Source organism: Diaphorobacter caeni, from assembly GCF_015354245.1.
Taxonomy (GTDB): domain Bacteria; phylum Pseudomonadota; class Gammaproteobacteria; order Burkholderiales; family Burkholderiaceae_C; genus Diaphorobacter_A; species Diaphorobacter_A caeni.
In genome coordinates this window covers 98503-122941 of the sequence record NZ_JADKYZ010000002.1, presented here as the reverse complement: position 1 = coordinate 122941, position 24439 = coordinate 98503, and the positions used below count along the sequence as shown (strand labels likewise).

The window sequence follows — 24439 nt, the reverse complement described above, 5'->3', positions numbered from 1 at the left end:
GTGAGTCTCGACTTCTTCATATGTTCAAACCTTTGAGCAGATTTCTGCCCGACAACGTTCGAGCCTCGAGCGTAACGCGCCGCATCTCATCGTCCAATGCTTCAATGTAAATAGCTATATCAGCAGTCGGGGTAAGAGAGCCAGCCTTTTCGGGCCACTCCGCGAGCTTGAGACCGGGGCTGGCGAAGATGTCGCGAAAGCCCGCGTCCTCCAGTTCACGCGGGTCGTTGAAGCGATAGAAGTCGAAATGCCAGATGTCGAGGCCGCTTGCCTGATGGGGTTCGACGACGGCGTAGGTAGGGCTCTTGATACGACCTGTTACTCCGAGGGCCTTCAACAGGTGGCGCACAAAGGTGGTTTTGCCCGCGCCGAGATCCCCGTGCAGAGTGATGAAGGCGTTTCTGGTTTCGGGCAGGGAGGCCAGTTGGCGAGCGAAAACGGCGGTGTCGTCCTCGCTGCTCCATTGCATTTGAACGCGTGCAGTCGCATCCTGCGGGCCTTTTTCGGCCGATGCAGGGGCACTTGTTTCTACAATTTGCGGGTGATGTGGTGCAGCAGTCAACTCGTTCCTCAAATTCAGCTCTGGGCTCGCGAACTGGGATTTTCCCAAATTGGCGTGGCCGGAGTGGATTTGTCGTCTTCTGAAGCAGGTTTGCTGCGCTGGCTGGAAAGCGGCTTCCACGGCGAGATGCACTACATGCAGGCGCATGGACTCAAGCGCGCACGTCCGGCCGAACTGGTGCCGGGCACGGTGAGTGTGATCACCGCGCGCATGGACTATCTGCCGCAGAGCGTCCCCGAAGGCTGGCAGGCCATCGAGTTTGAACGTCTGTCACGTCCGCAGGAGGGCATCGTGTCGATGTACGCGCGGGGGCGGGACTATCACAAGGTGCTGCGCGCGCGCCTGCAGAAGCTCTCCGAGCGGATCGCCGAAGCCGTGGGGCCGCTCGGCCATCGGGTGTTCACCGACTCGGCTCCGGTGCTCGAGTGCGAGCTGGCCAGCCGCAGCGGTCAGGGTTGGCGCGGCAAGCACACGCTGGTGCTCAACCGCGAGGCGGGCTCGATGTTTTTTCTGGGCGAGATCTACGTCGATCTGGCGCTGGAGCCGACCGAGCCGACCACGTCGCACTGCGGCAGCTGCACGGCCTGCATGACGGCCTGCCCGACGCAGGCCATCGTCGGCGAGCGCACGGTCGACGCGCGCCGATGCATCTCTTACCTGACCATCGAGCACGCGGGCTCCATTCCCGAAGAACTGCGGCCGCTGCTCGCCAACCGCATCTACGGCTGCGATGACTGTCAGTTGGCATGCCCGTGGAACAAGTTCGCGCAGCGCGGCGTGCTGCCCGACTTTGACGTGCGGCCGGGGCTCGAAGGCAACACCCTCGCTCGCCTGTTCGCGTGGGACGAGGCGGAGTTCCTGCGCCGCACCGAAGGCAGCCCGATCCGCCGCATTGGCCACGAACGCTGGCTGCGCAACATCGCGGTAGCGATGGGCAACGCGCTGGCCAAGGCCGAGGACGCGGAACTGCGCGCGGCGCTGCAGTCACGCGCCGATCATCCCAGCGAGATCGTGCGCGAGCATGTGGCCTGGGCGCTTGGAGCGTGTTGACGATCTCCACACGGTCATGCAGGTGCGGCCTCGGGCGGTCTGCCGCAGTGCAAATCCTCGCGATGAGATCGTGAACACGCTCTTACTGCAAAAGCCCCAGCGCGAACGGCAGGCTGAGCACGCCGAGCATCGTTGACAGCGTCACCAGCCCCGCGACATACGGTCCGTTGTAGCCCATGCGCGCCGCCAGAACGAAGGAGGAGGGCGCTGTGGGCGATGCCGAAAGCAGGATCAGCACGATGGTCTGCGCGGCGTCGAGCCGGAAGGCGCGCGCGAGAAGGAATGCGATGAGGGGCTGGATCAGGTGGCGGATCGAGAGGATGGAGACCGTCAGCGCCCGGTTGCGCTGCAGTTCGCCCAATTGCAGGCCCGCGCCTGCGGCCATCAGGCCCAGCGCCAGCGAGGCCGCGCCGATGCGGGTGAAGACCGGCTCGATGAATGTGGGGATGGAGAGGCCGAGAAAGTTGCAGACGAGGCCGGCGATGGTGGCGACGATCAGCGGATTGCGCACCACCTCGCCGACGAAGCCGCGATTCGATCCGCGCGACATCGGCCAGACAGCGGCGATGTTGAACAGCGGCACGCAGATGCCGATCACCATGGCCATCATCAGCAGACCTTGCGGCCCGAGAATGCGATCGGACAGCGCCAGCATGATGTAGGAGTTGAAGCGAAAGCCGATCTGCGCGGCGGCGGCATGTTCGCGCCGCTCGATGTGCTTGCCGAGCACCGGCACCCAGGGCAGGCAGTACGACAGCGCCACGGCCAGCGCGCCCAGCGTGAGGGTGGCGCCGATCAGGCTCGAGGCCTCCTGAATGTGGATGGGGCTCTTGAGGATCGACTGGAACAGCAGCGTGGGAAACAGCAGGTAGTACACCAGCACTTCGACCGACTGCCAGACGGAGCGGTTGAGAAGTGTGTGGCGGCAGATCAGATAGCCGAGCAGGATCAGCGAGAAGTCGGGCAGCAGGAGTTGGGCGTAGTTCACCGCGTGCAGCATAGCGAGGTGCTCCGGCGGCATTCATCGGTCCGAAATTGGGCCGACGGTTTTTCGGGAAATCCCCGAGGAATCGGGCAGAAAAAGGGAACCCCGTTGTGCGTTGCTGCGATTAGGATGCCTTTTCAGATCGATGTTTTCGAATGTGAGGAGTTTCTTATATGCAACGCCGACACTGGATGGCTCTGGCTCTCACAATGGCCGCAGGCACATCATTCGCAGATGGATATCCCAGCAAACCCGTTCGTCTGGTGGTTCCATTTGCACCTGGAGGAACGACCGACATCATCGGGCGCGTGATCTCGGACCCATTGGGCAAGGCATTGGGCCAGCCCGTGATCGTCGAGAACAAGGGCGGCGGCGGCGGCGTGATCGGTGCCACCGAAACCGCGCGCTCGGCACCCGATGGCTATTCGCTGGGGGTGGCGACGGTGTCGACGACCGCGGCCAATCCCGCGATCAACACCAAGACGCCGTACAACCCGATCACGGATTTCACGCCGATCATCAACATCGCCGCGACGCCCAACATCATCGCGGTCAACCCGAATTTCCCCGCCAAGGACTACGCGGGCTTTGTCGCCGAGATCAAGAAGAATCCCGGCAAGTATTCCTACGGCTCGTCCGGCACGGGCGGCATCGGCCACATGCTGATGGAGCTCTACAAGAGCCTGACCGGCACCTTCGTGACGCACATCCCCTATCGTGGCGCGGGCCCCGCGCTCAACGACGTGGTGGCGGGACAGGTGCCGATCATGTTCGACAACCTGCCTTCGGCGCTGCCGTTCATCAAGGCGGGCAAACTGGTGCCCATCGTGGTCTCCGCGCCGCAGCGTCTGAAGGAGCTGCCGAACGTGCCGACCTTCAAGGAAGTCGGTCTCGAGCCGGTGAACCGCCTGGCCTACTACGGTCTGCTCGGCCCCAAGGGTCTGCCCAAGGACATCGTGGACAAGCTCAACGATGCCACGCGCAAGTCGCTTGACGATCCGGCCGTGCGCAAGCGCATCGAGGACACGGGCTCGATCATCGTGGCGAACACGCCCGAGCAGTTCGCCCAGCAGATCAAGGCCGAATTCGACGTCTACAAGGACGTGGTGAAGAAGCAGAAGCTGACGCTCGACTGAGCGCCGGTCCGGGGCTGAATTCGAGACTGAATCGACCCGACGCCACCTCGCCGCAGGTGGCGTTTTTACGTGCTATGTTCGCTGCATGTCTGAAAGCCAGATTGCAATAGACGAGTTCATGGATGCCCTCTGGCTGGAGGACGGCCTTGCGCGCAACACGCTGGACGCCTATCGCCGCGACCTGACGAAATTCGCCGACTGGCTGATCACGCAGGAGCCGCCCATCGAGCTGAACCAGGCCGGAGAAACGCATCTGCAGGGCTACTTCGCGGCACGCCATGCCGAGACGCGCGCCACCTCGGCCAACCGGCGGCTCACGGTCCTCAGGCGCTACTTTCACTGGGCGCTGCGCGAAAAGCGCATCACCGTCGATCCCACCGTGCGCATGCAGGCCGCCAAGCAGGCGCTGCGCGTGCCCAAGACGCTGTCGCAGCAGCAGGTCGAGGCACTGCTCAAGGCGCCCGATGTGGATTCGATGCTCGGCCTGCGCGACCGCACCATGCTCGAGCTGATGTACGCGAGCGGGCTGCGGGTGAGCGAGCTGGTGACGCTCAAGACTTTTCACCTCGGCCTGCGCGAGGGCGTGCTGCGCATCATGGGCAAGGGAGGCAAGGAGCGGCTCGTGCCCTTCGGCGAAGAGGCGATGCGCTGGCTCGAGCGCTATCTGGCAGAGAGCCGGGGCGCGATCCTGGGCGGCCAGCAGACCGATGACCTGTTCGTCACCCAGCGTGGAGCGGGCATGACGCGGGTGATGTTCTGGGTGATCGTCAAGAAGCACGCGCAGATCGCGGGCATCACCTCGCCGCTGTCGCCGCACACGCTGCGTCACGCGTTCGCGACGCACCTGCTCAACCATGGCGCCGACCTGCGTGTGGTGCAGCTGCTGCTCGGCCATGCGGACATTTCGACGACCACGATCTACACCCATGTGGCGCGCGAGCGGCTCAAGGCCCTGCACGCGCAGCACCATCCGCGCGGATAGCGGCGCAAAAGCATTTCAACCAGGAGACAACAATGAAGAATCACAAAAAATGGCTCGTCGCATTGGCGCTGGGCGCATCGGTGGGCGCGGCGTTTGCGCAGGCCTGGCCGGCGGCCAAGCCGATCCGCCTGATCGTCGGCTATCCGCCGGGCGGCGGCATCGACTTCACCGCGCGCACGGTGCAGATTCCGCTGCAGGAGGCCATCGGCCAGCAGATCGTGCTCGACTACAAGCCGGGCGCGGGCGGCACGATTGCCGCGACCGAGCTGACCCGCGCCGCACCCGATGGCTACACGCTGCTGCTCGCCAACACCGGGCCGTTCGCGATCGCACCGTATCTGCAAAAGAAGATGCCGTATGACCCGATCAAGCAGTTCAGCTACATCGGGCAGATCAGTCAGGGCAGCTACGTGGCGGTGACGCGGCCGGACCATCCCGCGCGGGACATGAAGGAATGGGTCAGCTGGGCCAAGGCGCATGCGGGGCAGGCCAATTTCGCCTCGGGCGGTGCGGGAACGTCCACGCATCTGAACGGCGAGCTGATGAACCAGGTCACCGGCCTGAATGTGACGCATGTGCCCTACAAAGGCAGCGCGCCAGCGATTCAGGAACTGATCGGCGGGCAGACGCAGTTGCTGATCGATGCGGGCTCGGTGCTGCTTCCGCAGATCAAGGGCGGCAAGCTCAAGGCGCTGGCCGTCACCGGACCGCAGCGCGATCCGCAGTTGCCCAACGTGCCGACGGTGCGCGAGCTGGGGCTCAAGGACATGGAGTCGGTGGGCTTTCAGGGGCTGGTCGCTCCGGCGGGGCTGTCTCCCGAGATCACCCAGAAAATCGCCGACGCGCTCGCCAAGGTGCTGGCGCAGCCCGATCTGCAGGCCAAGTTCGCGAGCTCCGGTTCGCAGGTCCATCCACTGGGAGCCAAGGAATTCGCGGAATTCGTGAAGCAGGACAACGCCAAGTGGTCGGCCCTGATCCGCGAGCGCAAGCTGGAACTGGATTGAACCGACACCCTGTGAGTCGGTGTCGACGGCAATCAGCCAGGCACCGCTCTCAGAGGTCCTCGGCCCAGTCCTGTGATGCGGTGCGCGCTTCGATCACCTGCTTTTGCGCAAGGCCGAGTTTCGAGGCTGATTGCAGCAGCTCGTCCACAGCGCCGATTTCGGAGGCTTGGGCGAGCGTGAGCAGCCCGCCCAGGTAGCCGGATTGGTGCAGCACGGCGTCGCGCACGCTTTGCGGCATCTGGAGCAGGTCGACAATGGCGGCCGAGGGGATGTCGAGCAGGTTGTCGAGCTGTGCGATCACGCCCACGAGGAAGGCCTGATCGCTCACCGACGGCGGCAGTTGCTGCGCCTTGGCCAGCAGCTCCATGAAACGGCCATGCTCGACGGCGTTGCGGGCCGTCGCCAGTGGTTCGTCGGTGGTGACGCGGAAGTTCTGAAGCAGCGTCGCCCAGCAGGTCAGCCGGTGGTGGCCCAGCAGGCTGATCACATGCTCCATGGATTGCAGCCCGTCACGCGGGCTCAGGCCGGAGGTCACGGCCAGACGCAGCAGGTTGAAGCTCAGCACCGCGTCATGCTTGACGAGCGCTTCGATCTCGGAATGGCTGGCCTGGTTGCGCAGCAGCTGCAGCAGCCGCGCGACCGAGCTCGCGGTGGGGAAGAGCAGTTTGGCCTCGACCAACTGCGGTCGGGACAGCCAGTAGCCCTGGAACAGCTTGACGCCCAGATTGCTCAGCAGTTCGAGCTGGACGGCGGTTTCGACCTTTTCCGCGATCAGTTGGGCCTTGGTCTGTCGCGCGGCGTACTTGGCCAGCACGGTGACCTGATCGGCAGGCAGCACCGAGAGATCGAGCTTGATGAAGTCCGCCAGCGGCAACCAGGCGGCATAGGCCGACTCCAGAACGGTCTGGCTGAAGGCGAGGCGGAAACCGCGCTCGTGCAGGGTCTGCAGCGTGGGCAGGCGGGTCTTGACTTCCTCGGCGGCGGTGTGGCCCAGCGGCGGAACCTCAAGAATCACCTTGTTCGGGTCCAGCAGCGAGAGATGGCCTTCCACCAGACTCTCATGCGTGCAGTTCACGAAGATGAGCGTGTCGCCCAGCAGTTCATCCACACCGGCATGCGAGAGCGCAGTGAGCGCCAGCATCATGTCGCTGGCGGCGGTGTGCGCAGAATGATTGCGAGAGCGATTGAAAAGCTCGTACCCGATAACCCGGCCCTCGGCATTCACGATAGCCTGACGTGCGATCAAAGCGCCAAGGGATTGACTGCTTTTGGTGACGTTGGGCGGAGAAATCGGGGCTGTGTACATGCTTGGAGAGGCGGATGCGGACCACTGTACGCGAAGGAACGGCCGGCATCCGGGCGAAGCAATCTATTGCTAAATCAACTCAAATTGTAGGAACGATTGATTTGATTGTCGCTGATATCGTGGCGAATGTTTTGGCGATATTTATCAACAACTTTTTGCTGATTGATGTGTGTCAATGCGCACTTATGGATTCAGCCATAGCAATTCTTCTTCGGTAAAACCCGCCTGCAGGCGCGCAGCCTCGTTCAGCGGCGGTTTGGGACGGGGTGCTTCGTACTGGGTCGTCAGCGCAATGAAGTGGGAATGAGGGTCCAAACCGTCACGCTTGCATAACCAACGATACCAATGGTTACCTATTGCCACGTGCCCAATCTCTTCGCTGAGGATGATGTCGAGGATGTCCACGGCGGCCAGCGCGTCTGCCGTACCGAATTGGCGCAGCTTTTTCTGGATGAGCGGTGTGGCGTCGAGACCACGGGCTTCGAGCGTCCGGGGCACGAGCGCCATGCGCGCCACGATGTCGTCCGCCGTCTTCTCGCACATCGTCCAGAGGCCTTGGTGCGCGGGAAAATCGCCGTAGTCGTGCCCCATGGTGCGCAGGTGGTCGCGCAGCAGGCGAAAGTGTTTGGCCTCCTCGCCGGCCACCTTCAGCCAGTCCAGATAGAAGGACTCGGGCATGCCGGGAAAGCGCCAGATCGCATCGAGCGCCAGATTGATGGCGTTGAACTCGATGTGAGCGATCGCATGCATCAGCACCGCGCGGCCCTCGGGCGTGGCGGGCGAGCGGCGCGCGACTTCGGTGTGGCGCAACAGCGTTGGCTTCTCGGGGTGGCCGGGAAGCGCGACATCGGCGGGCGCTGCGAGCGCGGCATGCGCATCTATTGAAAACTGCGCGGCCCGCGCATACATATCCAGCGCGATGGCGGATTTCTCTTCGGGGTCCGTGATGCACAAGACCTGCAATGCTCGTTGGCGTAACTCCATCCCTACAATTCTAGTTTCGCAAGACAAATCAAGGAGACATCGCGCCATGGCAGTTTATGAGTTGGATGGATTGACACCGAGCGTGCCGGAATCGGCATGGATTGCCGACAGCGCGCAGGTGCTGGGTGACGTGGTGCTGGGCGAGGACGCAAGCGTCTGGTTCGGCACCGTGGTGCGTGGCGACACGGACAAGATCACCATTGGTGCAGGCACCAACATTCAGGACTTGAGCGTGCTGCATGCGGATCGCGGCGTGCCGCTGGTGATCGGCGCCAACGTGACGGTGGGTCACCAGGTCATGCTGCATGGCTGCACGATCGGCGACGAGTCGCTGATCGGCATCGGCGCGGTGGTGCTCAACGGGGCGAAGATCGGCAAGAACTGCCTGGTCGGCGCGGGGTCGCTGGTCACCGAAGGAAAGGAATTTCCCGATGGTTCGATGATCCTCGGCAGCCCGGCCAAGGTGGTCAAGCAGCTCTCGCCCGAGCAGATCGAGGGGCTGCGCCGCAGCGCGCAGCATTACGTGGAAAACGCGCACCGCTTCAAGAAGGGGTTGCGCAAGATTGGTTGATGGTTGATCCCCTGAGGTGGAGGAGTCAGTCCCTCAGGGTATTTGAAAGGTTTCAGTGTCAGAGCTTCACAAGTTTCTTTTTGATGGGCTGCCGGTGCGCGGCATGATCGTGCGGTTGACCGATGCGTGGACGGAGATCCTGCGCCGTCGTGCGGCGAACACCGAGACGGGCAACTATGCGCCCGCCGTGCGCGAGCTGCTCGGCGAAATGGCTGCGGCAGGCGTGCTCATGCAGTCCAACATCAAGTTCAACGGAGCACTGGTGTTCCAGATCCACGGCGATGGGCCGGTGAAGCTCTCCGTGGTCGAGGTGCAGCCCGATCTGAGCCTGCGCGCCACCGCGACGATTCCGACGACCGCGCCGGAAGATTCGGCGAGTCTGTCTTCGCTGGTCAACGTGAATGGCAATGGTCGCTGCGCGATCACGCTCGATCCCAAGAACCGCATGCCGGGTCAGCAGCCGTATCAGGGCATCGTTCCGCTCAACGGCGAACACGGCCAGAAGCTGGAAAAGCTCAGCGATGTGATCCAGCAATACATGCGCCACTCCGAGCAGCTCGACACCACGCTGGTGCTGGCGGCGAATGACGAGGTGGCGGCTGGCCTGCTGATCCAGCGCATGCCGGTGAAGGGCGAGGGCAATCTGGATGCGGCGCAGAATCTGGAGGCGGAAGCCGACCAGATGGACGTGAACGAGGACTACAACCGCATCTCGACGCTGGCGTCCAGCCTCACGCGCGACGAGTTGCTGACGCTGGATGTCGACACCATTCTGCGTCGCCTCTTCTGGGAAGAGAAACTGCTGCGCTTCGTGCCGCAGCAGGGCGTCGATGGACCGCGCTTTGCGTGCTCGTGCAGCCGTGAGCGCGTCAGCGCGATGCTCAAGGGCCTGGGCGAGGAAGAGGTGCAGAGCGTGCTCGACGAGCGCGGCTCCGTCGAAGTGGGCTGCGAGTTCTGCGGACAGCAGTATCGGTACGATGCGGTGGATACCGCACAGCTTTTCACCGAGCCCCAAATGCAGCCTCCGGGCTCGCGGAATATCCAGTGATTTGATCTGCCGTTTTCACGAAGCCGTTGGCTTCGTTGGTTTGGTTGATCGTTTGGAGACGGCAATACAGCCCCTCATGCGTTGTTGCGAAGCCTTGCCGTAGAGAACTACTGTCTGCGGCTTCGACGCCTAGCCTGAGGGGCTGTCTTGCCGTTGGGGTGGGGGATCGAGAGCCCTGCGCGCTTCGTTTGCCCGCTGCTTTGAGCCCGATTTTCTATGCTGGGAGCAGGCCGGTGAACAGTTTGTGTTCGCACTCTGGATCGCTGCACTTCTCGCAGTTCCAGCTTCGCATGCGCGGGTGGATGGGTTTTGTCGTGTCGTTCACCGCAAAGCAGGCGCGCTCGCTGCTTGGGAGGATGGCCTTGGCCGTCAGCGCCAAGGCGTTGGCGGTGTTGCGCACCTGTTCGGTCATCGCCGCGCCGTAGAGGACCTGAAAACTCACTCCAGCCTGGATCAGCGCGCTGCGCAGCTGCAGTTCAATGGGGACGGTATGCCGTGCGGGGTCGGATGGAACCAGCAGGCTCAGATGGGGGTGGGGAGCGGTGCCCAGCTCCGCAGCGAGCCAGTCGGTGATGGCGTCTGTGCCAGCGTCAACCGTCTTGGGCAGGACATGGGCCGTGATCTGCAGGCGCTCGGTCCAGCCTGGCTGGGCCCGCGCGTGGGTCTCGAAGGCGGCGGCCGTGGTGTGCGCGTCCACTCCCCAGAAAGCGATGTGCAGGATGCGTTGCACGGCCGGGCGCGAGGGCTCAGCGCTTGGGGGCGACGTGGACATAGATTTCGTTGGGCTTGACCATGCCGAGTTCGCTGCGCGCCTTTTCCTCGACCATGTCCATCCCGTCCTTGAGATCGGAGACTTCGGCGGAGAGGCGCTCGTTCTCGGTGCGGGCCTTGTCGTTGGCCGCTTTCTGTTCCGCGATCTGCTGGCGCATGTTGGCGACATGTTCAACGCTGCCGCGGCCGCTCAGCAATTGGGTGAGCACCAGCAAGAGCAGCAGCAGAAGAATCAGCGGAACAATGCGTGTGCTCATGGACTGGGGTGGTGCGGCGGGAAAGCGTTGGAGGCGGATGGTACACGCAGTCCGTTGCTGCAGAGCCGCGGCGCCCATCATCAAGCCGTAACCCCGAAGGATAACTGGCTTGAGCGGCGCCGCGCGCTCATGCGGTCAACGCGTTGTTACAACGTGTTGATGGCCTGACCTGGAATCAACGCAGGTTGTAGAAGGCGGTGCGGCCTGGATACACGGCGATGTCGCCCAGATCTTCTTCGATGCGCAGCAGCTGGTTGTACTTGGCCATGCGGTCCGAGCGCGACAGCGAACCGGTCTTGATCTGACCAGCGTTCGTGCCCACGGCGATATCGGCGATGGTCGAGTCTTCGGTTTCGCCCGAGCGGTGCGAGATCACGGCGGTGTAGCCTGCGCGCTTGGCCATTTCGATGGCTTCAAACGTTTCGGTCAGTGTGCCGATCTGATTGATCTTGATGAGGATGGAGTTGGCGATCTTCTTGTCGATGCCTTCCTTCAGGATCTTGGTGTTGGTGACGAACAGGTCGTCGCCCACCAGTTGAACCTTGCTGCCCAGACGCTCGGTCAGGTGCTTCCAGCCGTCCCAGTCGCCTTCGGCCATGCCGTCTTCGATCGAGATGATCGGGTACTTGTCGACCCAGGTGGCCAGCATGTCGGTCCACTGCTCGGCTGTCAGTTGCAGGCCGCCTTCGCCTTCGAGAACGTACTTGCCGTCCTTGTAGAACTCGCTGGCTGCGCAATCGAGGCCCAGAACGATTTGCTCACCAGCGGTGTAGCCAGCGTTTTCGATGGCTTGTAAGATCAGCTGGATGGCGGCTTCGTGGTTTTCCACGGAAGGCGCGAAACCGCCTTCGTCGCCCACGGCGGTGGACATGCCCTTGTCGTGGATGATCTTCTTGAGCGCGTGGAACACTTCAGCGCCCCAGCGCACGGCTTCGCGGAACGAAGGTGCGCCCACGGGGATGATCATGAACTCTTGCAGATCAAGCGAGTTGTTGGCGTGTGCGCCGCCGTTGATCACGTTCATCATCGGCACTGGCAATTGGGTTGCGCCCATGCCGCCCAGATAGCGGTACAGCGGCAGGCCGGATTCTTCAGCCGCAGCGCGTGCCACAGCCATCGACACGGCCAGCATCGCGTTCGCACCAAGGCGACCCTTGTTGTCGGTGCCGTCGAGGTCGATCAGTGTCTTGTCGAGGAAGGCTTGCTCGGAAGCATCCAGGCCCAGCACGGCTTCGGAGATTTCGGTGTTGATGTGCTCGACGGCCTTGAGCACGCCCTTGCCGAGGTAGCGGCTCTTGTCGCCGTCACGCAGTTCGATGGCTTCGCGCGAGCCGGTGGAAGCACCCGACGGAACGGCCGCACGGCCCATCACGCCAGATTCCAGCAACACGTCACATTCAACAGTGGGGTTGCCGCGGCTGTCCAGCACTTCGCGGCCTACGATGTCAACGATGGCACTCATGATGTTCCTAAGAGGAGTTTTAAAACCAGAAAATTGCCGGAATAGTCTGCGGGGGCAAACGGGTTCCGGCGGGCATTCAAATCGTGTGTGTCAGGCTTCGAAATGGTTTTCGAGGAAGCCGTTGCGCTTGGTGATGTCGTCCAGCGCCACCAGCGTTTCGAGCAGCGCCTTCATGTGCTTGAGCGGCACGGCGTTGGGGCCGTCCGAGAGGGCGTTGCACGGGTCCGGGTGGGTCTCCATGAACACGCCGGCCACGCCCACGGCGATCGCCGCACGCGAGAGCACGGGGACCATCTCGCGCATGCCGCCGCTGGATGTGCCGTTGCCACCGGGCAGCTGCACGCTGTGCGTGGCGTCGTAGACGACCGGTGCACCGGTCTCGCGCATGATGGACAGCGAGCGCATGTCGCTCACCAGATTGTTGTAGCCGAAGCTCGCGCCGCGTTCGCAGGCCATGAAGCTGTCTTCGGGAAGACCAACTTCCTTGGCGGCGGCACGTGCCTTGTCGATGACGTTCTTCATGTCATGCGGCGCGAGGAACTGGCCCTTCTTGATGTTCACCGGCTTGCCGCTTTGGGCGACGGCACGGATGAAATCGGTCTGGCGGCACAGGAACGCGGGCGTCTGCAGCACGTCGACCACCTTGCAGACGGTCGGGATTTCGGCTTCGGTGTGCACATCGGTGAGGATGGGCACGTTGAGCTCCTTCTTCACCTTGGCGAGAATCTCAAGGCCCTTTTCCATGCCCGGGCCGCGAAAGCTCGTGCCCGAGGAGCGGTTGGCCTTGTCGTAGCTGCTCTTGAAGATGAAGTGAATGCCAAGCGCCGAAGTGATCTCCTTGAGCTGACCGGCCACATCCATCTGCAGCTGTTCAGACTCGACCACGCAGGGGCCTGCAATCAGGAAAAAACGTTTGTCGAGACCGACATCGAATCCGCAGAGTTTCATGATGTGACTAGTCCTTCAGTGCTTACTTTTTCTCGCCCTTGTGCTGAACCACGGCCGCTTTCACGAACGCGTTGAACAGGGGGTGGCCGTTCCATGGAGTCGACTTGAATTCCGGGTGGAACTGCACGCCGATGAACCAAGGGTGAACCTTGGCTGGCAGCTCGACGATCTCGGTCAGGTGCTCGCGCTGCGTGAGCGCGGAAATCACCAGACCCGCGTCGCGCAGTTGGTCCAGATATTGCGTGTTGGCTTCGTAGCGATGGCGGTGACGCTCGGTCACCACGTCGCCATAGATGCTGTGCGCGAGCGTGCCGGGTTGCACGTCGGACGACTGGGCGCCGAGGCGCATCGTGCCGCCGAGGTCGGAGTTCTCGTCACGCGTCTTGATGGTGCCGTCCTCGTCCTTCCATTCGGTGATCAGCGCGATCACGGGGTGCTTGGCGTGGGGATCGAACTCGGTGGAGTTCGCGCCTTCGAGGCCCGCCACATGGCGCGCATATTCGATGGTCGCGACCTGCATGCCGAGGCAGATGCCCAGATACGGCACCTTGTTCTCGCGGGCGTAGCGGGCCGTCGAGATCTTGCCTTCGACGCCGCGCGAGCCGAAGCCGCCAGGCACCAGGATCGCGTCGTACTGGGCGAGCTTTTCCTTGGCGTTCTTGTCGTCGATGGTTTCCGAATCGACGTGGGTGATCTTCACGCGCACGTGGTTCTGCATGCCAGCGGCACGCAGCGCTTCGTTGACCGACTTGTAGGCGTCCGACAGCTCGACGTACTTGCCGACCATCGCGACCTTGACCTCGCCTTGCGGATGCTCGGTCTCGTAGACCAGATCGTCCCAGCGCTTCAAGCTGGCGGGAGGGGTGTTCAGACGCAGCTTGTCGCAGATGAGGCCGTCCAGACCCTGCTCGTGCAGCATGCGGGGCACCTTGTAGATGGTGTCCACATCCCACATCGAGATCACGCCCCAGGCCTGCACGTTGGTGAACAGCGAAATTTTCTCGCGTTCCTCGTCGGGCACGGCGTGCTTGGCGCGGCACAGCAGCGCATCGGGCTGAATGCCGATCTCGCGCAGCTTCTGCACCGTGTGCTGGGTCGGCTTGGTCTTGAGCTCGCCCGCCGCCTCGATGTAGGGCAGATAGGTGAGGTGCACGAAGGCCGAATTGTTGGGGCCGAGCTTGAGCGAGAGTTGGCGCACGGCTTCGAGGAACGGCAGCGATTCGATGTCGCCCACGGTGCCGCCGATCTCGCAGATCGCGACATCCACTGCGTCGTCGGTGCCGATGCCGGCGCCGCGCTTGACGTATTCCTGAATCTCGTTGGTGATGTGGGGAATGACCTGCACGGTCTTGCCCAGATAGTCGCCGCGGCGTTCCTTCTCCAGAACGGACTGGTAGATGCGGCCCGTCGTGAAGTTGTTGGACTGCTTCATGCGGGTTTCGATGAAGCGCTCGTAGTGTCCGAGGTCGAGGTCAGTCTCGGCACCGTCGTCGGTGACGAAAACTTCGCCATGCTGAAACGGCGACATCGTGCCGGGGTCCACGTTGATGTAGGGGTCCAGCTTGATGAGAGTGACTTTGAGGCCGCGCGATTCCAGGATCGCAGCAAGGGAGGCTGAGGCGATTCCCTTGCCCAGGGAAGACACCACACCGCCGGTAACGAAGACAAACTTGGTCATGTCTTTTAAGGTGGTGGGAAATTCCGATTATACGGGTCGGCCCGGATGGCTTGCTGATCAGTGCGGCTATACCTGCCAACTTGTCTGCTAAATTCCCCGCCATGACACAGCTTGCAGGAAAACACATCGTTCTGGGCCTCAGTGGGGGCGTGGCTTGTTACAAGTCGGCCGAGCTTTGCCGCCTGCTCATCAAAGCGGGGGCAACGGTGCAGGTCGTCATGACCGAGGCCGCGGCACAGTTCATCACCCCGGTCACCATGCAGGCCCTGAGCGGGCGCACGGTCTACGGCTCGCAGTGGGACGCGCGCGAGCCCAACAACATGCCGCACATCAACCTGAGCCGCGAGGCCGATGCGGTGCTGATCGCGCCTTGCAGCGCGGATTTCATCGCGCGGCTGGCGCAGGGGCGCTCGGACGAGCTGCTGAGCCTGCTGTGTCTGGCCCGCCCCATCGAGCGCGTGCCGCTGCTGCTGGCCCCCGCGATGAACCGCGAAATGTGGCTGCACCCCGCCACCCAGCGCAACATGGCGCAGGTGACGCAGGACGGTGCGGTCATTCTGGGCGTGGGCAATGGCGAGCAGGCCTGCGGCGAGACCGGCGATGGCCGCATGCTCGAGCCCGCGCAGATCTTTGAGGATCTGGCGGCCCATCTGTCGATCAAGCGCTTGACGGGTCACCACGTGCTGGTGACCGCCGGTCCCACGTTCGAGGCCATCGATCCGGTGCGCGGCATCACCAATCTCTCCAGCGGCAAGATGGGCTTTGCGATTGCCCGGGCGGCGCGCGATGCGGGCGCTGCGGTCACGCTGATCGCCGGACCCGTGCACCTGCCCACGCCGCGCGGCGTGCAGCGGGTGGACGTGAAATCGGCGCAGCAGATGTTCGATGCCGCCACGGTGTTCGCGAACGAGGCCTCGATCTTCATCGCCACGGCGGCCGTGGCCGACTGGCGTCCGGCCCATGCGAGCGAGCAGAAGATCAAGAAGGACGGCTCGGGCGACGTTCCGGCGCTGGCCTTTGTCGAGAATCCGGACATTCTGGCCGCCATCGCCCATTCGAAGCGCGCCGAGTCGGGCGAGCTGTACTGCGTGGGCTTTGCGGCCGAAAGCGAGAACCTGCTGGCGCATGCGAGCGCCAAGCGCGCGCGCAAGGGGGTGCCCCTGCTCGTGGGCAACATCGGCCCCGCGACCTTCGGGCAGGACGACAATGCGCTGATCCTGATCGACGCCGAAGGGCATCGCGAGATTCCGCGGGCCTCCAAGCAGACGCTGGCCGATGAGCTGGTCGCCGAAATCGCCAGACGCGTGCCCATCAGAAACTGACAGGAGCCATCACCATGCGCAATCTCCTTGGTTCAGGCAATGGGCATCTCGCGGATACGCCGCCCAATGGGGATTTCGCTCGGTACGTGGAGGACATGGTCGAGCGTCAGGCGAGGGCGCTGGCCGGCGGTCAGCAGATGACGCCGGTGCCCAGGCAGGCGGTGCCGACACGCGCCCAGACGCGGGCCGCGGAGCTGCGGCCGCCACCGCCGGGCGTGCAGGCACCGAAATCGTCAGACAGAACGCCAGCAGCCCAGACAGCCGTCAAAACGGCTGCCGGCGTGGGGGCGAAGACCACGACCCACACCACGGCGCCCACCATGACCCACACCACGGCGCCCACCATGACGCCCACCACGGCGCCCACCATGACGCCCACCACGGCGCACACCGTGGCGCTCGACGCTTGGGAAGACATGCGGCCGACCGAGGACAAGAGCGCATCGCCGCCCATGCCGGGCTCCGGTCTCAAGATTCCGCCGTTCTTCCTCTTCATGGCGGTGATCGTGCTGTTCGGTATCTCGTCCGTGTTTGGCGTCAGCACCGCGTGGCCGTTCCTTATACTTCTCTGGCTGTACGCCATGGCGCGCTTGGCGCGCAAGACATTTGGCAGTCTCCTTGGCCGCAAGCCCGGTGGATCGCCGCAAAGAAAGCAATTCAAGTGAAGATTGATGTGAAAGTTCTCGATCCGCGCATGGCGGATCAATTGCCTGCCTACGCCACCGCCGGAAGCGCGGGGCTCGATCTGCGGGCCTGTCTCGACGAGCCGCTCACGCTCGCGCCCAATGCCTGGCAACTGGTGCCCACGGGCATCGCCATCCACCTCAAGGATCCCGGCTACGCCGCGCTGATCCTGCCGCGCTCGGGCCTCGGCCACAAGCACGGCATCGTGCTCGGCAACCTCGTCGGGCTGATCGACAGCGACTACCAGGGCCAGCTCATGGTGAGCGCCTGGAACCGCAGCGACGTGGCCTTCACGCTGCAGCCCATGGAGCGCCTCGCGCAGCTCGTGATCGTGCCGGTCATGCAGGCGCAGTTCAATGTCGTCACCGAATTCGATTCCGCCAGCGAGCGCGGCGAGGGCGGCTACGGCTCCACCGGCAAGCACTGAGAAGCAACACCCCCTGAGTCGCTTCGCGCCTTCCCCCTCTCTCGCTTCGCGGGAGGGGGACGCAGCCAGCGCGGCGGGGCGGCCCTTGCGCGGCTGCTCCCGCTTGGGCTGCGCCAGTTGCATGCGCTGCGGGAGGCGCAAAGCGCTATGGGTAAATGACTCGAACCGCCCACCGCGTGTTTCGGCTCGGTAAAGTCAGGCCGCACCTACAGAAGCGGCCCCTTTGCCGGGCTATGCTTGCCGTCATTCTTCAAGCCAACGGAATCTCGTCGTCGAGCGTTGTATGGACTTCAACGCGTGATGTCGAGGAGCGCCTGGCTCCAACGGAAAGGAACAACAAGATGCGCAGCAAGTTTTCGCGAATCGGCACCTGGGTCGGTGCCCTGACCATGGCCAGTCTGCTGTCGGCCTGTGTCGTACAGCGCCCTTACGGGCCTGGCTATGGCTACGAGCAGCCACCAAGCCAGCCTCAGCCGTATCCCCAGCAGCAGCCGACCTACGGCGGCGGCTATGGTCAGCCCGCTCCTCAGGGTGTCATGGAATATGGCGTCGTGAGCCAGATCGAGGCGATTCCGCGTACCGTCCAACGTGGCTCCACCTCGGGTGTGGGCGCCATTCTTGGTGCGGTGGTGGGCGGCGTTCTGGGCAACCAGATCGGCGGCGGCATGGGACGTGCGGCGATGACGGCCGCTGGCGCGCTCGGCGGAGCGGCGGCCGGCAACGCTATCGAGGGGCACAACGCGCCACGTGGCGAGGTGGGCGGCGGCTACCGACTGTTCATTCAGCTCGACCGCAATGGCGGTCAGCGCGTCTACGACGTGCCCGAGCCGGGCGATCTGCGCCCGGGCGACCGTGTGCAGATGGTCAATGGGCAGATTTCGCGGTACTAGAGGAAGCACCCCCTGAGGCGCTTTGCGCCTTCCCCCCTCTCTCGCTTCGCGGGAGGGGGACGCAGCCAGCGCGGCGGGGCGGCCCTTGCGCGGCTGCTCTCGCTTGGGCCGCGCCGGTTTCAGGCGGTGGGAGAGGCGATGCGGTATTCAGTCATTAAAAAAGCCCGAGGCGCTTGAAGCGCTTCGGGCTTTTTTATTTCTGGAGAGTGCGGGCTCTGTCAGTGCACCGTGTCGTTGCCGGGTGCGATGGGTGGCTGAATGCGGAAAAAGCCGGTGCCGGCGGAGCCGCGGCCGATTTCTTCCTCGTTCGCTTCGCGCACGCTTTCCACGCGGATCTTCAGGCGCAGCGCGATGCCGGCCAGCGGGTGGTTGCCGTCCAGCACCACGTGTTCGGGGTACAGCTGGGCGACGGTGTAGAGCGCATCCTTGGGCATGTCGGGCGTGAGCCCCTTGGGCAGGGCGTGGCCGTCGAAGGTCATGCCTTCCTCGATGTCTTCCGGGAATGCCTGACGCGGCTCCAGGAAGATGAGCTTGTCGATATAGTCGCCAAAGGCTTCTTCGGGTTCGAGGTGCAGCGAGATTTCGTCGCCGGCCTTGTGGCCCTGCAGAGCTTCTTCGATGCGCTTGAGCAGATCATCGCCGCCCACGAGGAACTCGACGGGCTCTTCCAGCACGTCCAGTTCGTCGCCCAGCGTATCCTTCAAGACCCAGGTCAGTGCGACAACACATTGTTGAGTGATTTCCATAGGAGAATTGTCGCAGTTCATTCGACGGCCGCCAACGCGGCCTTTTTCACGCCATGGATGTTCAGAAAATAACCCCACTGCTCGGTGGCATGTCGCCATCCCAATTCATGCGCAAGCACTGGCACAAGAAGCCGCTGCTGGTGCGCCAGGCCATCCCCGGCTTTCAGGCCCCGATTCCGCGCGAGGAGCTGTTCGAGCTTGCCGCCGGAGAGGGCGTCGAGTCACGCCTGATCCAGCAGAAGAAGAGCGGCTGGTCGCTGGCCCACGGGCCGTTCGATCCCGATGATCTGCCCTCGAGCAAGACCCGCGACTGGACGTTGCTGGTGCAGGGCGTTGACCTGCACAACGCCGCCGCGCGCGCGCTGCTCGACCAGTTCCGCTTCGTGCCCGAGGCGCGTCTCGATGATCTGATGATCAGCTACGCCACCAACGGCGGCGGCGTCGGTCCGCACTTCGACAGCTACGACGTGTTCCTGTTGCAGGCGCACGGCAAGCGCCGCTGGCGCATCGGCCGCCAGCGCGACACGACGCTGGTCGAAGGCATGCCGGTCAAGATCCTCGCGAACTTCGAGCCCGAAGAGGAATACGTGCTCGAACCCGGCGACATGCTGTACCTGCCTCCGCGCTGGGCGCATGACGGCATCGCCGAGGGGGAGTGCATGACGTACTCGATCGGTTTCCGCTCGCCCCAGCGCGACGAGCTGGCCCGCGAGACCCTGCTGCGCATCGCCGACGCGCTGGGCGACTCCGACGGATCTCCCATCTACCGCGATCCCAAGCAGGAGGCGGTGGACGCACCGGGCCTCGTACCCGCCGAGCTGCAGGAATTCGCCCGCGAAGGCGTGCTGCGTGCACTGGCGCAGTCGGGCATTGTCGAGCGCGCGCTGGGCGAGGCGCTGACCGAACCCAAGGGCAACGTCTGGTTCGACCCACCGCAGGAAGAGCTTGACCTGCAGGTCACGGGCGTCGAGCTCGACAGGCGCACGCGCATGATGTATGACGACGCCCACGTCTATATCAACGGCGAAAGCTACCGCGCCTCGGGCCGTGACGCGAAGCTGATGCGCAAGTTTGCGGATCAGCGCGCCTTGAGCGCCAAGGAACTGGCCGGTGCGAGCGAGGCGGCGATTTCGCTGCTCGAATCCTGGTTCGATGATGGCTGGGTGCGCGAAGCATCGGTGATTTGATAGGGTGCGTGAAACCATCGGCATACTCACTGCACCATGACCGCTGAGCAAACTCCTCCCATTCCATCGACCGCGCCGCTCGGGCGCTTTGACGGGCGCCTGCAGTTCGACGCATGGGTGCGCGAGGCGCTGCGTGCGGCGGCGGAGGAGGGGTGGCGGGAGCTTGTGCTCTGCGATGCCGATTTCCGCGACTGGCCGCTGGGGGATCGCGAGATGCTGGAGACGCTCAACAGCTGGGCGGGCGGATCGCGTGGCGGCGGTGCGCGGCGATGCACTTTGCTGTCGGCCAATTTCGAGCAGGTGCGGGTTCGGTTTCCGCGATTTGTCCAGTGGCGCACGCGCTGGGAGCATTTGATGGATTGCCGCCAGATCGCCGTGCGCAACGCGGGCGATGTGCCCAGCGTGATCTGGTCACCGCGCTGGACCATGCAGCGGGTGGATGTGGAGCGCAGTCGCGGCATCGCGAGCGATGATGTTCAGTTCTGCGTCGAATGGCGCGAAAAACTCGGTGAATGGATTACCTCGCGCAGCCGGCCGGGGTTTCCCGCGACGATATTGGGGTTGTGACAAAAAAGTCACACCAATGTAAATCTGCTGTTTCATCTTGGTGAAACCCACTATTGACGCAAATAAATCCTATAATGCAAAGCTGTATTGAAAATTTGGGGTGTGAGTTCAATCGAGCGCTCCAAACGGCCTAGCGTACCGCTTGCCCAAAGATGGACGTAATGGCTTTTTATTTTTTTGAATTGTCTGTCCAAATAGGAAACTGAAATGAAGAATTCCATCGTTCTGGCCGCTCTGGTTGCTGCTGTTGCTCTGTCCGCTTGCGGCAAGAAGGAAGAAGCTGCGGCTCCTGCACCAGCACCAGCTCCTGTGGAAGCACCTGCCGCAGCGCCTGCTGCTGAACAGGCCGCTGCTGCTGCCAGCGAAGCCGCTACGGCCGCTACTGAAGCCGCATCCGCAGCTGTGGACGCAGCTTCCGCCGCCGCTTCGGCCACTGTGGACGCCGCCGCTGCTGGCGCCAACGCTGCCGCTGACGCTGCCAAGGCCGCTGCCGACGCTGCTGCTGCCGCTGCCGCTTCCGCTACCAAGTAATCAGCGAATCGACGGATACTGATCAGCCGGACGCATTCCGGCCGTTCAATTCAGGTATCTCAAAGCCCCGCACCGCAAGGTTCGGGGCTTTCGTCGTTCTGGGATGCTTGATTGCGGGAGCCGTCGACGATGATTATTGAATGTGACTTTATGTTATTCCATTTATGAAAATGCAAAACACCGTCATATAACCGGCAATTATCAATGCGATGTTCGGGGGATTGGGTTTGAGGCGTGTGCTTCACCCGCTGGCGTGGTGCAGGGTTACTTCAAAATCGCAATGCATAGTGCGAATTGAAAAACCAAATTAGTAACAGGGGATTTTCAACGGGGCGCGCGAGCGGGCTCCCGGCATGGTTCAGCCGACCTGAATCCAGGGCGAGCCGCCTCGCTGATACGCGATGTCAATGTCGTCGGGGCTCCATCCGAGCGCGTGGGCAAGCGCCGCCCGAGCCAGTTCGGGACGATTGTTTTCTGCGCTCAGATGAGCCGCGACGACGCGCTGCAGCTGTGGGTGATTGATGGTGTGCAGCAGTTCACCTGCCTGCTCATTGGCCAGATGACCATTGGCTCCAGCGATGCGGCGCTTGAGGAACGCGGGGTAGCGGCCGCTTTGCAGCATCTCCACGTCGTGGTTGGCTTCGATCAGCAGGGCCTGGCAGTCTGCAATGTACGGAACCACGCAGGGGCTGGCGTGCCCCAGATCGGTCAGTACGGCGATGTGGTGGCTGCCGTCGCTGCAGCGCAGGTGCAGGGGCTCGCGCGCGTCGTGCGGCACGGCGAACGGCAGGGCCTCGAACGCGCCGCCCATGTCGATGGCGTCGCCGTGGTGGGCGATCCGCAGCAGTCCGTGCAGTTCCGGCTCACCGATGGCGGTGTAGGTGCCGTGGCTCATCCAGACGGGAATGCCGTGGCGCAGCGCGAGTTTCTCCATGCAACCGATGTGGTCGGAGTGCTCGTGGGTGATGAAGATGGCGTCGATCTGCGCGATGGCGTTGCCCGCTTCGCCCAGACGCTCGGCGATGGTGCGAATTCCAAGGCCACAGTCAACGAGCAGGCGACGTGTCGTCGTTCCGCTGCGTCCTTCGATGAGGGTGCTGTTCCCGGAGCTGCCGCTGCCAAGGCTTTTGAAGCGAAGCATGAGCGGAAAAGGGAATGAAAAGAGGGGGGAAGAGAAAAGGGGTCGTCGGACCGAAAGCGCCCCGGCGCGTGGCCATGCATTGCACATGGCCACGTGGATGCCGGGAGCGGATTACTTCATGTCGTCGGCCAGCACGCGCAGGATGCGCTCGGCGTTGGCGGAGGACTCCGGTGCTCCTGAAGCGTTCAGAACCGAGACGGTGCTGCGCTCGCCTTCGCTGCGCACGGTCACGCGGTACTTGAGCGGTGGCACGGCGTCCGGCGCGCCCTGGAACAGCTTGCTGAAGAAGCCTTGTTCCTTCTTGTTGGCGTCCGGTGCCACATAGCGCACGTAGTACACGCCTTCGGTGCGGTTGCGGTCCTCGACGGTGAAGCCGGTGCGGTCCAGCGACAGGCCGACACGGCGCCATGCGCGGTCAAAGCCTTCATCCATCTGGATGGCGGGTACGCCGCCGACGCTCGTGACCTTGGCGGTGGCGGCCAGAGGTGCGGCCTGCGCGGAAGCTGCCGCAGCCTTGGACTGCTCTTCGCTCACGCCGAGCTTGACCATCATGCGACGCAGGAATTCGGCTTCCAGTTCGGGATCGACGGCGCGGGGCTGCCACATCGTCGCGTCCTTCTGCTGGGAGCTGTAGACCTCGATCATGCCGCGGTGGCTGATGAAGACGTTGGTGCCGCCCTTGGCGTTGCGCTCGAGGCGCGTGCGGAAACGATCGCGCTCGCCGGTCGAGTACAGGCCGTCAAACAGCTTGCCGATGCTCGAGCGGATGATGTCCTGCGGGATCTTGGCGCGGTTTTCGGCCCAGTCGGTTTCGAGAATGCCCAGCTCCGAGTTGTCGGTGGTGAACACGAAGCCGCTTTCGAGCCAGAAGTCGCGAACCGGATCCCAGAGCTTCTCGGCAGGGCGGTCAATCACCAGCCAGCGCTGGTTGCCGTCGCGCTCGATGCGCACGTCGCCGATGGTGGACGGCGCGGTGTTCGGGCCGACGGGCTTGGCTTTCTGGCCTGCCTCGAAGGCCACGGCCGATGCCGCGCCGCCAGGCACGGTGTAGCGCGTGTCGGTCGAGAGCTGCGACAGATCGGGCGGCACTTCCAGTGTCGCGCCCTTCTTGGCGCTCTTGTAGTCAATCTTGTCGCTCTCCAGCACGGAGCAGGCCGACAAGGCCAGTGCCAGGCCCAGCAGGCCAAGTCGAGTCGTAGCGTTCACGCGAAATTCCTCATTGATTTGGAAGTGCCGCTGGCCAGCTGAGCCGCGCGGGCAGACCGGTATCACTTCAGTTGAGCAAACCCGCCGAGCGTAGCGCAGCTTCCACGACGGCTTCATTGCCTTGGCTCATCGTGGTCATGGGCAGTCGCAGGGTGCCGCCGCAAAGGCCCATGCGCTGCATGGCCCACTTCACGGGGATGGGGTTGGCTTCCACAAACAGGTTCTTGTGCACGGGCATCAGCTTGAGCTGGATTTCCATGGCCTTGCGGGCGTCGCCGGCGATGGCCGCCTTGCACAGCTCGGCCATCATGCGCGGGGCCACGTTGGCCGTCACGCTGATGTTGCCCTGGCCGCCGCAGAGCATCAGTGCCACGGCGGTCGGATCGTCACCGGAGTAGACGCCGAAGCCCTTGGGCACGTCGCGGATCAGCCACTGCGCACGTTCGATGTTGCCGGTGGCTTCCTTGATGCCGACGATGCCGGGCACCTGCGCGAGGCGCAGCACGGTGTCGTGCTGCATGTCCGCGACCGAGCGACCGGGCACGTTGTACAGGTACATGGGCAGATCGCCGACGGCCTCGGCGATCGTCTTGAAGTGCTGGTACTGGCCTTCTTGCGTCGGCTTGTTGTAGTAGGGCACGACCTGGAGCTGGCTGTCGGCGCCGACGCTCTTGGCGAACTTGGCCAGTTCGATGGCTTCGGCCGTCGAGTTGGCGCCGCAGCCGGCCATCACGGGCACGCGCTTGGCGGCCTGCTCGACGGACACGCGGATGATCTCGCAGTGTTCTTCCACGTTGACCGTGGGCGACTCACCGGTCGTTCCAACCACGCCCAGACAGGCGGTGCCTTCGGCGATATGCCAGTCGATCAGTTTGCGCAGGGTGGGGTAGTCCACACTGCCGTCTTGATGCATGGGGGTGACCAGAGCGACGATGCTGCCGGTCAGAGGAGCGCTGGGAGAAGTCATGTCCGTATCGTTAAACGGGGAAAGAAG

26 protein-coding genes are annotated in these 24439 nt (G+C 63.5%); 13 read left to right on the top strand and 13 right to left on the bottom strand.

Annotation, left to right across the window (positions count from 1 at the left end; all coding sequences use genetic code 11):
• Positions 1–16: 16 nt before the first annotated feature.
• The gene (gene tsaE, locus ISG32_RS04400) at positions 17–562 is read right to left on the bottom strand and encodes a tRNA (adenosine(37)-N6)-threonylcarbamoyltransferase complex ATPase subunit type 1 TsaE (protein WP_194769837.1); all 546 of its coding nucleotides are present in this window, start codon (positions 560–562) and stop codon (positions 17–19) included.
• On the opposite strand from tsaE, the gene queG reads away from it, so the two are divergent.
• Positions 545–1612, top strand: coding sequence for a tRNA epoxyqueuosine(34) reductase QueG (gene queG, locus ISG32_RS04395; protein ID WP_194769836.1), 1068 nt, complete (start codon positions 545–547; stop codon positions 1610–1612). The two genes, tsaE and queG, sit on opposite strands and share 18 nt — an antisense overlap.
• A gap of 82 nt (positions 1613–1694) precedes the next feature.
• Here the strand turns inward: queG and ISG32_RS04390 are convergent, their stop codons facing one another.
• A complete protein-coding gene (locus ISG32_RS04390) occupies positions 1695–2612 on the bottom strand; it encodes an AEC family transporter (RefSeq protein ID WP_194769835.1) in 918 nt (305 codons plus the stop codon).
• 158 nt (positions 2613–2770) lie between these two features.
• Between ISG32_RS04390 and ISG32_RS04385 the strand changes: the two genes are divergently transcribed.
• The 3 genes from ISG32_RS04385 to ISG32_RS04375 all read left to right on the top strand — a co-directional run bounded on the left by ISG32_RS04385 (position 2771) and on the right by ISG32_RS04375 (position 5719).
• Positions 2771–3733: a tripartite tricarboxylate transporter substrate binding protein BugE gene (locus ISG32_RS04385; RefSeq protein WP_194769834.1), complete on the top strand. Its 963-nt coding sequence runs from the start codon at positions 2771–2773 to the stop codon at positions 3731–3733.
• 85 nt (positions 3734–3818) lie between these two features.
• The gene (gene xerD / locus ISG32_RS04380; RefSeq protein WP_194769833.1) at positions 3819–4715 is read left to right on the top strand and encodes a site-specific tyrosine recombinase XerD; all 897 of its coding nucleotides are present in this window, start codon (positions 3819–3821) and stop codon (positions 4713–4715) included.
• Positions 4716–4747: 32 nt separating this feature from the next.
• On the top strand, positions 4748–5719 hold the full coding sequence (locus tag ISG32_RS04375; RefSeq protein WP_194769832.1) for a Bug family tripartite tricarboxylate transporter substrate binding protein: 972 nt from the start codon (positions 4748–4750) through the stop codon (positions 5717–5719).
• Positions 5720–5768: 49 nt separating this feature from the next.
• On the opposite strand, the gene ISG32_RS04370 is transcribed toward ISG32_RS04375, so the two are convergent.
• On the bottom strand, positions 5769–6863 hold the full coding sequence (locus ISG32_RS04370) for an EAL and HDOD domain-containing protein (RefSeq protein ID WP_228529602.1): 1095 nt from the start codon (positions 6861–6863) through the stop codon (positions 5769–5771).
• Positions 6864–7208: 345 nt separating this feature from the next.
• The gene (locus ISG32_RS04365) at positions 7209–8009 is read right to left on the bottom strand and encodes a ferritin-like domain-containing protein (RefSeq protein ID WP_194769830.1); all 801 of its coding nucleotides are present in this window, start codon (positions 8007–8009) and stop codon (positions 7209–7211) included.
• Positions 8010–8055: 46 nt separating this feature from the next.
• Here ISG32_RS04365 and ISG32_RS04360 point away from each other — a divergent pair, with 46 nt between their 5' ends.
• Positions 8056–8580: a gamma carbonic anhydrase family protein gene (locus tag ISG32_RS04360; protein WP_194769829.1), complete on the top strand. Its 525-nt coding sequence runs from the start codon at positions 8056–8058 to the stop codon at positions 8578–8580.
• A 55-nt stretch (positions 8581–8635) separates the two neighbouring features.
• Positions 8636–9628: an Hsp33 family molecular chaperone HslO gene (hslO, locus tag ISG32_RS04355; RefSeq protein WP_194769828.1), complete on the top strand. Its 993-nt coding sequence runs from the start codon at positions 8636–8638 to the stop codon at positions 9626–9628.
• A 214-nt stretch (positions 9629–9842) separates the two neighbouring features.
• On the opposite strand, the gene ISG32_RS04350 is transcribed toward hslO, so the two are convergent.
• The 5 genes from ISG32_RS04350 to ISG32_RS04330 all read right to left on the bottom strand — a co-directional run bounded on the left by ISG32_RS04350 (position 9843) and on the right by ISG32_RS04330 (position 14744).
• Complete coding sequence (locus ISG32_RS04350; RefSeq protein WP_194769827.1) at positions 9843–10400, bottom strand: hypothetical protein; 558 nt, start codon at positions 10398–10400, stop codon at positions 9843–9845.
• On the bottom strand, positions 10375–10656 hold the full coding sequence (locus tag ISG32_RS04345) for an FtsB family cell division protein (RefSeq protein ID WP_194769826.1): 282 nt from the start codon (positions 10654–10656) through the stop codon (positions 10375–10377). Before ISG32_RS04345 ends, ISG32_RS04350 begins: the two co-directional genes overlap by 26 nt.
• Positions 10657–10831: 175 nt before the next feature.
• The gene (eno, locus tag ISG32_RS04340) at positions 10832–12118 is read right to left on the bottom strand and encodes a phosphopyruvate hydratase (RefSeq protein WP_194769825.1); all 1287 of its coding nucleotides are present in this window, start codon (positions 12116–12118) and stop codon (positions 10832–10834) included.
• A gap of 90 nt (positions 12119–12208) precedes the next feature.
• Positions 12209–13066 (bottom strand): 3-deoxy-8-phosphooctulonate synthase, encoded by an 858-nt coding sequence (gene kdsA / locus ISG32_RS04335; RefSeq protein ID WP_194769824.1) that lies wholly within the window; start codon positions 13064–13066, stop codon positions 12209–12211.
• A 22-nt stretch (positions 13067–13088) separates the two neighbouring features.
• Positions 13089–14744, bottom strand: a complete 1656-nt coding sequence (locus ISG32_RS04330; RefSeq protein WP_194769823.1) for a CTP synthase — start codon at positions 14742–14744, stop codon at positions 13089–13091.
• A 101-nt stretch (positions 14745–14845) separates the two neighbouring features.
• On the opposite strand from ISG32_RS04330, the gene coaBC reads away from it, so the two are divergent.
• From coaBC to ISG32_RS04310, 4 genes are all read left to right on the top strand, one after another.
• Complete coding sequence (gene coaBC, locus ISG32_RS04325) at positions 14846–16066, top strand: bifunctional phosphopantothenoylcysteine decarboxylase/phosphopantothenate--cysteine ligase CoaBC (protein WP_194769822.1); 1221 nt, start codon at positions 14846–14848, stop codon at positions 16064–16066.
• Positions 16067–16080: 14 nt separating this feature from the next.
• Positions 16081–16731: a hypothetical protein gene (locus ISG32_RS04320; protein WP_194769821.1), complete on the top strand. Its 651-nt coding sequence runs from the start codon at positions 16081–16083 to the stop codon at positions 16729–16731.
• On the top strand, positions 16728–17177 hold the full coding sequence (dut, locus tag ISG32_RS04315; protein WP_194769820.1) for a dUTP diphosphatase: 450 nt from the start codon (positions 16728–16730) through the stop codon (positions 17175–17177). Before ISG32_RS04320 ends, dut begins: the two co-directional genes overlap by 4 nt.
• A gap of 341 nt (positions 17178–17518) precedes the next feature.
• Complete coding sequence (locus ISG32_RS04310; RefSeq protein WP_194769819.1) at positions 17519–18067, top strand: glycine zipper 2TM domain-containing protein; 549 nt, start codon at positions 17519–17521, stop codon at positions 18065–18067.
• 218 nt (positions 18068–18285) lie between these two features.
• Here the strand turns inward: ISG32_RS04310 and ISG32_RS04305 are convergent, their stop codons facing one another.
• A complete protein-coding gene (locus tag ISG32_RS04305; protein WP_194769818.1) occupies positions 18286–18813 on the bottom strand; it encodes an FKBP-type peptidyl-prolyl cis-trans isomerase in 528 nt (175 codons plus the stop codon).
• 53 nt (positions 18814–18866) lie between these two features.
• On the opposite strand from ISG32_RS04305, the gene ISG32_RS04300 reads away from it, so the two are divergent.
• The 3 genes from ISG32_RS04300 to ISG32_RS04290 all read left to right on the top strand — a co-directional run bounded on the left by ISG32_RS04300 (position 18867) and on the right by ISG32_RS04290 (position 21098).
• Complete coding sequence (locus tag ISG32_RS04300; RefSeq protein WP_194769817.1) at positions 18867–20000, top strand: cupin domain-containing protein; 1134 nt, start codon at positions 18867–18869, stop codon at positions 19998–20000.
• A gap of 36 nt (positions 20001–20036) precedes the next feature.
• Complete coding sequence (locus ISG32_RS04295) at positions 20037–20567, top strand: hypothetical protein (RefSeq protein ID WP_194769816.1); 531 nt, start codon at positions 20037–20039, stop codon at positions 20565–20567.
• A 207-nt stretch (positions 20568–20774) separates the two neighbouring features.
• Positions 20775–21098, top strand: a complete 324-nt coding sequence (locus ISG32_RS04290) for a hypothetical protein (protein WP_194769815.1) — start codon at positions 20775–20777, stop codon at positions 21096–21098.
• A 358-nt stretch (positions 21099–21456) separates the two neighbouring features.
• Here the strand turns inward: ISG32_RS04290 and ISG32_RS04285 are convergent, their stop codons facing one another.
• The 3 genes from ISG32_RS04285 to dapA all read right to left on the bottom strand — a co-directional run bounded on the left by ISG32_RS04285 (position 21457) and on the right by dapA (position 24412).
• The gene (locus ISG32_RS04285) at positions 21457–22239 is read right to left on the bottom strand and encodes an MBL fold metallo-hydrolase (RefSeq protein WP_194769814.1); all 783 of its coding nucleotides are present in this window, start codon (positions 22237–22239) and stop codon (positions 21457–21459) included.
• Between the two features lie 111 nt (positions 22240–22350).
• Positions 22351–23445, bottom strand: a complete 1095-nt coding sequence (gene bamC, locus ISG32_RS04280; RefSeq protein WP_194769813.1) for an outer membrane protein assembly factor BamC — start codon at positions 23443–23445, stop codon at positions 22351–22353.
• Positions 23446–23512: 67 nt separating this feature from the next.
• The gene (gene dapA / locus ISG32_RS04275) at positions 23513–24412 is read right to left on the bottom strand and encodes a 4-hydroxy-tetrahydrodipicolinate synthase (RefSeq protein ID WP_194769812.1); all 900 of its coding nucleotides are present in this window, start codon (positions 24410–24412) and stop codon (positions 23513–23515) included.
• Positions 24413–24439: the final 27 nt, after the last annotated feature.